Below are 9,945 nucleotides of genomic sequence, written 5' to 3' on the forward strand. Positions count from 1 at the left end.
AGGCCAATCCATCAAAACAATTAAGGGGCAATTGCTGCCCCTTATTTTTGAATAGTACGACACTGTTTTAATAATTGCTGACAAACTGCGTTAATCATTGCAGTGGTAATTTGAGTTTCTTTACCTTGCTCATCCACAATATAACCGTTATGTGTCACTTTACGATCTAACACTTTAAAACTCTTTTGAATTACTACTTCACTCATACCCATGACATACCTCATTTGCTAAACCGAAGGAGATATTCGGCTTTGGCTACGCTGTATCCTTAGTATTGAGAATTCGCTCAAAAAAGTAAAATTTCAGATGTAACAACTGTTTAGCGATATCCTGTTACATTTCAACTCAGAATGATATCGTATTGCTCTTGCGTATATAAATTTTCCACCTGAAATTTAATTACACGGCTAATAAAGTGCTCTAAATCTGCCACTGCTGGCGCTTCTGCAGTTAACAAACGGTCAATCACTGATGGATGCGCAACGACAGTAAAGCCACGTTGTGATTCAAATGCACGTGCATATCTCAAAATTTCTCGAAAAATTTCGTAACACACTGTCTCTGCTGTTTTAACATATCCCCGCCCCTGACAAGTTGGGCAGGCTTCACAAAGTAAATGTTCTAAAGATTCACGGGTACGTTTACGGGTCATCTCGACCAAGCCTAGCTCAGACACTTGGGTAATTTTGGTCTTGGCATGATCTCGTTCAAGCATACGCTCAAACTGACTCAAAACTTCATCCCGATGCTGCACTTCTTGCATATCGATGAAGTCAATAATGATAATACCGCCCAAATTACGCAAACGTAATTGGCGAGCAATGACCTGTGTGGCTTCCATATTGGTTTTAAATACAGTGTCTTCTAAAGTGCGACCACCGACATAAGAACCCGTATTTACATCAATAGTAGTCATGGCTTCGGTTTGATCAATCATCAAATAACCACCCGACTTTAATGCCACACGGGTTTGCAATGCTTTTTGAATATCTTCTTCGACATTGTATAAATCGAACAGTGGGCGCTCACCTGGGTAATGAATCAGGCGATTGTGCATATTGGGCACAAACTCATCCACAAATTCTTTTAACTTGGCGTGAATTTCACGTGAATCGACATAAATTTTAGCGGTGTTATCATTCGCTAAATCACGGATTACGCGTTGTGGCAATGGTAATTCTTCAAAAATCAAAGAAGGCACAGCAATACTTTTTTGTTTACGCTGAATGTATTCCCAGAGTTTAGCCAAGTAACACATATCTTGCATTAAGGCGGCCTCATCGACGCCTTCGGCTGCTGTGCGTACAATCACTGAACCTGGCAGTTTATGCTCGGCCTGAATGGTTTCAATGATCCCGCGTAGACGCTCACGCTCTTCACTCGATTCAATACGTTGTGATACGCCAATATGGCTACCATAGGGCATTAACACCAAATAACGTGAAGGAATAGAAAGATCAGTGCTTAGTCGTGCACCTTTAGTACCAAGCATATCTTTCATCACTTGAACGGTCAGAATTTGCCCAGGCTGCAATAATTCAAAGACATTCGGTGTAGGTTGGCTGCGCGGCCAAATCATGTCATTGATATGCAAAAAAGCAGTACGTGATAAGCCAATATCGACAAAAGCGGCTTGCATACCTGGCAGCACGCGCACGACTTTGCCTTTATAAATATTACCCACCAAACCACGCTTGGCGGTACGCTCAACGAATAATTCATTGACCGTGCCGTTTTGAATTAACGCCACCCGACACTCCATCGGTGTGACATTAATCAACAACTCGTCAGACATAATAAAACTCAAAACATTATAAAAATTTTTGTGCAGCAGTTAATTTAGTGCCTTAACTGTCTGTAATAACTGTACGGTTTCATAGAGTGGCAAGCCAACAACGTTACTATAACTGCCCTCAATACGCGGAATATAACGTGCTGCGATGCCTTGAATTGCATAAGCACCCGCTTTTCCAATCGGCTCACCTGTTGCCCAGTAACTTTCCATATCATCTAGGCTAAGCGATTGAAATTCAACCTGTGTACGTACCACTATACTGGATTTTTTCTGTTTTGTACGCACACAAACGCCTGAAAAAACATCATGTTYTCGACCAGAAAGTTGTGACCAAATGGCAAAGGCATGTACTTTGGATTCCGGCTTTCCCAAAATCTGCCCATCTACGCCCAAACTGGTATCGGCAGCAATCACCATAGCATCAGGAAATAGCTGCAAAACGGCATCGGCTTTGGCACACGCCAAACGCTCAACATATGTGGCAACATCTTCGCCCGCTAAAATAGATTCATCAATATCTGGACTGTAAATTTCAAATTCCAGTCCGAGCTGTTGTAGGAGTTCACGACGACGCGGTGAACTTGAAGCGAGAATTAAATGCGCCATTTTCGCAAGAAATAATACAGCACAGGCCAGTGTAAAATACTACTTAGTAAAGGTTGCCAATGACGCGCAAATGGGAACTGAATCCCACCCATGACTTGCATCACCCAAATCAAAGCGAGGTGTGCCAAAATTGCGATTGCACTGATGACCCATAAATTCGCAAACGTCATAATACGGCGTTCACGAGTCAGGAAACGCGCCACAAAAGTAATCACCACAAAACTCAGGGCATTCATCCCCAAAGGAGCATCGAGAAGTAAGTCTGCAAACAATCCTGTACCAAAGGCGAACCAGATGCCACACCACGTTGGCTGCCCAAGCACCCAAAACAAAGTCACCATCAACATAAACAATGGTCGCCAACCCGAGGCTGTATAAGACAATGGATACACCATAAGTACGGATGCAGCAATGACAGAAAAAATAATCGGCAACAGTGGATCTTTATTCTTGTTTTGTCCCAGTCGAGTTTGTCCAATTTTAGCGATTGGCATTTGGCTGCTCCTTCGCTAAAGATTCTGAGAAAAGCACCACTACATGATGACCACCCGCCAATTGTGCTGCAGGCATCACATCAATTTGTGCAAACTCACCAGAATTATGTCGGCTGATTTTGGTAATGCTGCCAACCAAATATCCTGCGGGAAAATGCTCGCCCAAGCCTGAGCTATAAACCTTTTCTCCAACTTGAATATTGGCACTGGTCGGCACATATTCCATTTTTAAACGTCCCAAATCGCCAGTACCTGACACAATCGCACGCATGCCTGTATGCTCTAAACGCACCGAAAGCGAATGTTCCTTATCAGAAAGCAACATGACACGGCTACTGTGTGGATACACAGCGATAATCTGCCCCATAATGCCTTTATCATCCAAAACGGTTTGCCCGACTTTGAGCTGATTTTGTGAACCACGGTTAATCACAATAATGTGACGCAAAGGATCGGCATCTGTGCCAATCACTTCGGCAATTTCCATGCGTCCATCAATGATTAGAGGAGTATCGAGTAGACCACGCAGGCGGGTATTTTCTGCAGAGAGTTCAGATAATTTTTGCAAACGGACTTGAGCCTGTAATAGCTCTGCCTGCATCGCGGTATTTTCACGACGCAATTGAGCCTCAGACTTGCTTTGTTGACTTAGCCATTCTCGCGACAATACAGGATAGCTTGCAAGGGCATAAATTGGATTATATGCCGCATACAAGACATCACGTGCAGGTTGAATTACATGAGGAACACGCCAGTTAAAAAACAGGATGACCAAACAAGTAATGACCGCAATGATAAAAGAGCGAAAAGATGGCGGTTGTCTGGAAAACAGATTTGTTTGCACCGCCGAATCCTATGTATTAGCCAACAAATAACATATCGTGGTTTGGATTATCAAAGAATTCCAAGACCTTACCGCCACCACGGGTCACGCAAGTTAATGGTTCTTCAGCAACCACCACAGGTAAGCCTGTTTCTTGTGCCAAAAGCTTGTCTAGGTTACGCAATAACGCACCACCACCAGTCAGCACAATTCCACGCTCTGCAATATCTGAAGAAAGTTCAGGTGGAGTTTGCTCAAGTGCAGATTTTACTGCCGATACAATACTTTGTAATGGATCAGAAATAGCTTGGGTAATTTCATCAGAAGTTACCGTAATGGCACGTGGCACACCTTCTGCCAAGTTACGGCCACGCACTTCAATTTCCAGTGGTTTAGCACCTTCATCTGGCAAAGCCATACCGACTTCTTTCTTAATGGTTTCTGCTGTGGTTTCACCAATCACACAACCATGTGCCTTGCGCACGTAGTTAATGATTTGCTCATCAAACACATCGCCCCCAATACGCAATGAATCTGAATAAACACAACCTTGTAATGAAATGATCGCGATTTCTGTCGTGCCCCCACCAACATCTACCACCATTGAACCACAAGCTTGCTCGACTGGCATACCTGCACCAATTGCTGCTGCCATTGGCTCTTCAATTAAACGTACATCACGTGCACCCGCATTAAATACGGCTTCACGAATTGCACGGCGCTCGACCAAAGTCGATTTGCATGGTACACACACCACTACACGCGGTGCAGGTGGGAATAAACGCTTTTCATGCACTTTGCCTATAAATTGGTTCAGCATGGTTTCAGTCACTTCAAAATCAGCGATGACACCATCTTTCATTGGGCGAATTGCAGAAATGTTTGCAGGGGTACGACCCAACATTTGTTTGGCATCAAGACCGACTGCGGCAACAATTTTCTGTGAACCGCTGTGACGAATTGCCACAACCGTCGGTTCATTTAATATAATGCCTCGTCCTGGCGCATAAATAAGTGTATTTGCTGTACCTAAATCAATGGCTAGGTCTGGCGAAAACAAGCCAATTAGTCGTTTTAGAATCACGGAGTCGTTCTCGATTAAACTTTATGTGGACGCAAGTTGGCAACTTTAACTAAATGTGGTGCGTTGAACAAGTCAATCGCTTATTATAACGCACGATATTTTGAAATTTTTTATTAATACTGATTTTAGGTGATGTTATGTCTACCTCGGATGCTCAGCATTCTGCAGATTTAAATGCACAAACAGTTTCAGCAATTGCCCATCTTGCTCGTCTTAAACTCAATGATACGCAATCTACTGAGTATGCTCAAAGTCTAAATAAAATTTTAGGCATGATGGAAAGCTTAAAAGGCATAAATACCGATAACGTTGAGCCTTTAAAAAGCCCATTTGACCACCCGCAACCATTACGTGAAGACGTGGTAACCGAACACAATCATCGTGAGCAATATCAAGCTGTTGCCCCTGCAGTTGAGGATGGCTTGTACCTTGTTCCACGTGTGATTGAATAATTTATTCGGCTGTTACATTTTGACTTCATAAAAAGGTAAAAGAATTTTTCTCATGACAGATTTACATCGCTTATCGATTCGTGAAATCTCTGAGGGTTTAGCGGCAGCCAAATTCTCCTCTCGCGAACTAACAGAACATTATTTAAAACGTATTGCCAAAATTGATCCGCAAGTAGGCTCTTATGTCACCGTGACCAATGACGTAGCACTGGCACAGGCGGATGCAGCCGATGCATTACGTCAGGCGGGTCAAGCGACAGCTTTAACAGGTGTTCCTGTTGCGCATAAAGATATTTTTTGTACCCAAGGCATTAAAACCACTGCGGGTTCCAAAATGCTGGACAATTTTATCTCACCTTATGATGCAACTGTGGTGGCACAAGGTAAAAACGCAGGTTTGGTCACTTTAGGTAAAGTGAACATGGACGAATTCGCAATGGGCTCAACCTCTGAAAGCTCATTCTACGGTGCAACAAAAAATCCGTGGGCACTTGACCATGTACCGGGTGGCTCATCCGGTGGTTCGGCTGCGGTGGTCGCGGCTGATCTTGCGCCATTTGCTACAGGTACCGATACCGGCGGTTCAATTCGTCAGCCTGCGTCTTTCTGTGGCTTAACTGGTCTAAAACCCACTTACGGACGTGTTTCACGTTACGGCATCATTGCTTATGCATCATCTTTAGATCAGGCAGGCCCAATGGCACGCTCTGCAGAAGACTGCGCATATTTAATGAATGTGATGGCAGGTCATGACGCCAAAGACTCAACCTCTGTGGATAAAGCGGTTGAAGATTATGTCGCGAACCTGAATGCAACAACGCTAAAAGGCTTACGCATTGGTATCCCGAAACAATACTTCAATGTGGCAGGCTTAGATGCTGCAGTGAAAGCACGTGTTGAAGAATCACTAAAAAAATTAGAAGAATTGGGCGCAGTATTGGTTGAGATTGATCTCAACATGACTGAAAGCTACGTGCCAACTTACTATCTGATTGCCCCTGCAGAAGCTTCGTCTAACCTTTCTCGTTATGATGGTGTGCGTTATGGCTACCGCGCAGAAAATCCTCAAGATATTTTAGACCTTTACAAACGCTCACGTTCTGAAGGTTTTGGTGCAGAAGTGCAACGTCGTATCTTGATTGGTACTTATGCTCTTTCTGCGGGTTATTACGACGCTTACTATGTGAAAGCGCAAAAAGTGCGTCGTTTAATTCAGCAAGACTTCTTAAAAGCTTTTGAACAGGTCGATGTAATTGCAGCACCAACTGCACCAACAACTGCCTACAAAATTGGCGCGTCTTTAGACCCTGTTGAAATGTATTTGGGTGATATTTACACCATCGCGGTGAACTTGGCGGGCTTACCTGCAATTAGTGCGCCTGTTGGTTTTGACCAAGATCACTTGCCTGTGGGTTTACAATTAATTGGCAATTACTGGTCTGAATCACAACTGCTATCTGTGGTACATCAGTATCAACAAGCGACCGATTGGCATACTCAACGCGCTGCAATTGCTGAGGAGAACGCGTAATGGCGAAGAATACTGCTAAACCAAAATCAAACCTGATTGATGGTTGGGAAGTCGTGATTGGTATTGAGATTCACACTCAGCTTGCAACCCATTCTAAAATTTTCTCAGGTTCATCAACCGAATTTGGTCAAGACCCAAATACGCAAGCCAGCCTTGTTGATTTAGCTATGCCGGGCGTCTTGCCTGTATTGAATAAAGAAGTGGTGGATTTGGCAATCCGTTTTGGTTTGGGCATTGATGCTTACATTGACCAAGCTTCTGTGTTTGCGCGCAAAAACTACTTCTACCCTGACTCGCCTAAAGGCTACCAAATTAGCCAGATGGATAACCCGATTGTGGGCTTGGGTCATATCGACATTCAACTTGAAGATGGCACGGTGAAACGCATTGGCGTAACTCGTGCGCACCTTGAGGAAGATGCGGGTAAATCCATCCATGACCAATTTGAAGGTATGTCAGGCATTGACTTAAACCGTGCAGGCACGCCTTTATTAGAAATCGTATCTGAACCCGATATGCGTTCGGTTGAAGAAGCGGTTGCTTATATTAAAGCAATTCACACTTTGGTACGCTGGTTAGGCATTTCTGACGGTAACATGGCAGAAGGTTCATTCCGTGCGGACTGTAACGTGTCGCTACGTCGTCCGGGTCAGCCATTCGGTACACGTTGTGAGCTTAAAAACTTGAACTCATTCCGTTTCATTGAACAAGCGATTAATGTTGAAATTGAACGTCAAATGGAAATTTTGGAATGGGATGGTACCATTGATCAGGAAACTCGTTTGTTCGACCCTGTGAAGATGGAAACGCGTTCAATGCGTTCGAAGGAAGAAGCCAATGACTACCGCTACTTCCCTGACCCAGACTTGTTGCCTGTGATTATTCCTGATGCGCAAATTGAAGCCATTAAAGCAACTATGCCTGAGCTTCCTGCGGCACGTCGTGCGCGTTTCGTGGCGGACTTTGGTGTGACTGAGTACGATGCTCACGTACTTACATTGACTCGTGAAATGTCAGAATTTTACGAAGCTGTAGTTGCTGCGGCTGGTGGTGCGGCACAAGGTAAGATTGCTGCAAACTGGGTAATGGGTGAATTCTCTGGTGCTTTAAACAAAGCAGGCTTGGAATTGGCGGACTCTCCTGTATCTGCTGAGAAACTTGGCGGTATGATCGCGCGTATTGTGGACAACACGATTAACGGTAAGATCGCGAAGCAAGTATTCGGCTTTATGTGGGGCGAAGGCAAATCTGCGGACGAGATTATTGCGGAAAAAGGCTTGAAACAGGAAACTGACACAGGCGCGATTGAAGCAATCATCAAAGACGTGCTTGCTGCGAACGAGAAGATGGTTGAAGAGTATAAATCTGGTAAAGAGAAAGCTTTCAACGGTCTTGTTGGTCAAGTGATGAAAGCTGCGAAAGGCAAAGCTAACCCTGCGCAAGTAAATGAATTGATGAAGAAATTGATTGGTTGATTAATTGACTAATTCGTTGTTTTTATGAGATAAAAACCCTACATTATGTAGGGTTTTTTTACGGTTAATAAAATGAAAATAGAAAAATTCAGTCCAGAAGGCTGTGAAAATCTTAAATGGTATGTTTATCGATTAGTCGATCCAAGAGATGGTTCGACCTTTTACATCGGTCGTGGACTTAACAATCGTATATTTGATCATGTAAATGGGCTACTAACTGATAAAGATGCAGAAGAAGATCTTCTTAGTTTAAAAATGAAACAGATCAGAGATATTCAATTATCGGGTTTAGATGTTATCCATATTATTCATCGCCATGCTTTAGAAAGCAAAAATATGGCTGAAGTTGTTGAGGCTTCATTAATTGATGCTTATTCAGGTCTAACAAATATTATGAATGGCAAAGGTAGTAATGAATATGGAGTAGCTAATATTCATGAAATTGTTACAGCATATCAAACTGAAACCGTAGAAATTACAGATGATGCTCTATTGATTTCAATTAATAGAACTGCTTTAGAACGTGGCGTATATGATGCAGTTAGATTTGCATGGAAACTTACTCCTTCAGAAGCCAATAAAGCAAAAATAATTTTAGCCACGGTACAAGGTGTGATCAAAGGCGTATTTGTGGCTGAACAATGGTTAGAAGCCACACAAGAAAACTTCCCGAACTTTATGCTGTTGGGTGAGGATGTCTATAATCACGAAACACGCTCAAAAAGATACGGGTTCACTGGGAAAAATGCACCTCCAGAATTTCAGACCAAGTATTTAGGCAAAAGAATTCCTGAAAAGTTCAGAAAAAAAGGGGCTAGTAACCCTATAAAGTACTCATGGAAAGCCAAAGATTAAGTTTGTCGGATTCCCCTACACAGGTGAATAAATTGATGAAGAATATGATTGGTTGATTAATTGACTAATTCTTTGTTTTTATGAGATAAAGACCCTACCTTGTGTAGGGTTTTATTTTTAGAGAAAATAATGGTTTTAAAGACGATCTTTAATGTTTCAGAAGAAAAAACAGCAAAATTAGCAGTATTAATTGATGCAGATAATGCTTCTGCAAAAGATATTGAAAATATTTTAAATGAGATCACTCAATACGGTGAGGCAACGGTAAAACGTATTTATGGTAACTTTGTCAGTCAAAATGGTAGTTGGAAGCAAGCTATTAATAATTTAGCGATTAAACCTATGCAGCAATTTGCTTATACAACAGGTAAAAATGCAACCGATGGTTTTATGATTATTGATGCAATGGATTTACTTTATACAGACCGTTTTGATGGCTTCTGCCTTGTATCAAGTGACAGTGACTTTACAGCCTTAGCAATACGCATTAAAGAGCAAGGGGCCACCGTTTATGGATTTGGCAAGAAACAAAGAGTCTGTAAATAATTTTGTGTAATTGCTTTTCATAAATTTAAAGGCGATTGCTTAAGCGGTCACCGAATTCAATAATAAAGCGGCTCATGGCTAAACGCCAGTCGCGAATAGGCATATTCCACTTTTTAGACGCTGCATCAATTGCCAGGTAAATCACTTTACGTACAGAATCATCCGTTGGAAAGACTTTACGCTTTTTGATCGCCTGACGTATTACGCTGTTTAATGATTCGATCGCATTGGTGGTATAGATGGCTTTGCGTATCTCGGCTGGATAAGCAAAGAAGGTATTTAGA

At 42.6% G+C, this 9,945-nt stretch carries 11 protein-coding genes and 1 pseudogene; 5 read left to right on the forward strand and 7 right to left on the reverse strand.

Annotated elements, in window-relative coordinates; genetic code table 11:
* Positions 1-41: 41 nt before the first annotated feature.
* The 6 genes from BJN41_RS15625 to BJN41_RS10570 all read right to left on the reverse strand — a co-directional run bounded on the left by BJN41_RS15625 (position 42) and on the right by BJN41_RS10570 (position 4,802).
* A complete protein-coding gene (locus BJN41_RS15625) occupies positions 42-212 on the reverse strand; it encodes a PA1571 family protein (protein WP_413772611.1) in 171 nt (56 codons plus the stop codon).
* Positions 213-340: 128 nt separating this feature from the next.
* Entirely contained in the window at positions 341-1,795 is a 1,455-nt protein-coding gene (gene rng / locus BJN41_RS10550) for a ribonuclease G (RefSeq protein ID WP_070155092.1), read from the reverse strand.
* 39 nt (positions 1,796-1,834) lie between these two features.
* Entirely contained in the window at positions 1,835-2,401 is a 567-nt protein-coding gene (locus BJN41_RS10555; RefSeq protein ID WP_070155094.1) for a Maf-like protein, read from the reverse strand.
* Positions 2,389-2,895: a rod shape-determining protein MreD gene (gene mreD / locus BJN41_RS10560; RefSeq protein ID WP_070155096.1), complete on the reverse strand. Its 507-nt coding sequence runs from the start codon at positions 2,893-2,895 to the stop codon at positions 2,389-2,391. The genes BJN41_RS10555 and mreD overlap by 13 nt, the downstream gene beginning before the upstream one ends.
* Positions 2,882-3,739: a rod shape-determining protein MreC gene (gene mreC, locus BJN41_RS10565; RefSeq protein ID WP_019838366.1), complete on the reverse strand. Its 858-nt coding sequence runs from the start codon at positions 3,737-3,739 to the stop codon at positions 2,882-2,884. Before mreC ends, mreD begins: the two co-directional genes overlap by 14 nt.
* Positions 3,740-3,755: 16 nt before the next feature.
* Positions 3,756-4,802, reverse strand: a complete 1,047-nt coding sequence (locus BJN41_RS10570; protein ID WP_004975408.1) for a rod shape-determining protein — start codon at positions 4,800-4,802, stop codon at positions 3,756-3,758.
* A 137-nt stretch (positions 4,803-4,939) separates the two neighbouring features.
* Between BJN41_RS10570 and gatC the strand changes: the two genes are divergently transcribed.
* The 5 genes and pseudogenes from gatC to BJN41_RS10595 all read left to right on the forward strand — a co-directional run.
* Positions 4,940-5,254, forward strand: coding sequence for an Asp-tRNA(Asn)/Glu-tRNA(Gln) amidotransferase subunit GatC (gene gatC, locus BJN41_RS10575; RefSeq protein WP_070155098.1), 315 nt, complete (start codon positions 4,940-4,942; stop codon positions 5,252-5,254).
* 52 nt (positions 5,255-5,306) lie between these two features.
* Positions 5,307-6,785: an Asp-tRNA(Asn)/Glu-tRNA(Gln) amidotransferase subunit GatA gene (gene gatA, locus BJN41_RS10580; RefSeq protein ID WP_019838364.1), complete on the forward strand. Its 1,479-nt coding sequence runs from the start codon at positions 5,307-5,309 to the stop codon at positions 6,783-6,785.
* A complete protein-coding gene (gatB, locus tag BJN41_RS10585) occupies positions 6,785-8,260 on the forward strand; it encodes an Asp-tRNA(Asn)/Glu-tRNA(Gln) amidotransferase subunit GatB (protein WP_019838363.1) in 1,476 nt (491 codons plus the stop codon). Before gatA ends, gatB begins: the two co-directional genes overlap by 1 nt.
* Before the next feature lie 72 nt (positions 8,261-8,332).
* The gene (locus BJN41_RS10590) at positions 8,333-9,115 is read left to right on the forward strand and encodes an LEM-3-like GIY-YIG domain-containing protein (protein ID WP_070155100.1); all 783 of its coding nucleotides are present in this window, start codon (positions 8,333-8,335) and stop codon (positions 9,113-9,115) included.
* Between the two features lie 129 nt (positions 9,116-9,244).
* A pseudogene (locus tag BJN41_RS10595) lies at positions 9,245-9,646 on the forward strand (NYN domain-containing protein); the annotation flags it as partial.
* 40 nt (positions 9,647-9,686) lie between these two features.
* On the opposite strand, the gene BJN41_RS10600 reads toward BJN41_RS10595, so the two are convergent.
* Positions 9,687-9,945: transposase (locus BJN41_RS10600; RefSeq protein WP_141730395.1), on the reverse strand; the 259-nt coding region annotated here is incomplete at its 5' end.

The organism is Acinetobacter towneri (assembly GCF_001758345.1).
GTDB lineage: Bacteria > Pseudomonadota > Gammaproteobacteria > Pseudomonadales > Moraxellaceae > Acinetobacter > Acinetobacter towneri_A.

What these genes read in the sequence shown, in the direction of transcription:
- BJN41_RS15625 (WP_413772611.1), bottom strand. Translation starts at nt 212, where the DNA reads ATGGGTATGAGTGAAGTAGTAATTCAAAAGAGTTTTAAAGTGTTAGAT.
- gatB (WP_019838363.1), top strand. Translation starts at nt 6,785, where the DNA reads ATGGCGAAGAATACTGCTAAACCAAAATCAAACCTGATTGATGGTTGG.
- rng (WP_070155092.1), bottom strand. Translation starts at nt 1,795, where the DNA reads ATGTCTGACGAGTTGTTGATTAATGTCACACCGATGGAGTGTCGGGTG.
- BJN41_RS10590 (WP_070155100.1), top strand. Translation starts at nt 8,333, where the DNA reads ATGAAAATAGAAAAATTCAGTCCAGAAGGCTGTGAAAATCTTAAATGG.
- mreD (WP_070155096.1), bottom strand. Translation starts at nt 2,895, where the DNA reads ATGCCAATCGCTAAAATTGGACAAACTCGACTGGGACAAAACAAGAAT.
- gatC (WP_070155098.1), top strand. Translation starts at nt 4,940, where the DNA reads ATGTCTACCTCGGATGCTCAGCATTCTGCAGATTTAAATGCACAAACA.
- gatA (WP_019838364.1), top strand. Translation starts at nt 5,307, where the DNA reads ATGACAGATTTACATCGCTTATCGATTCGTGAAATCTCTGAGGGTTTA.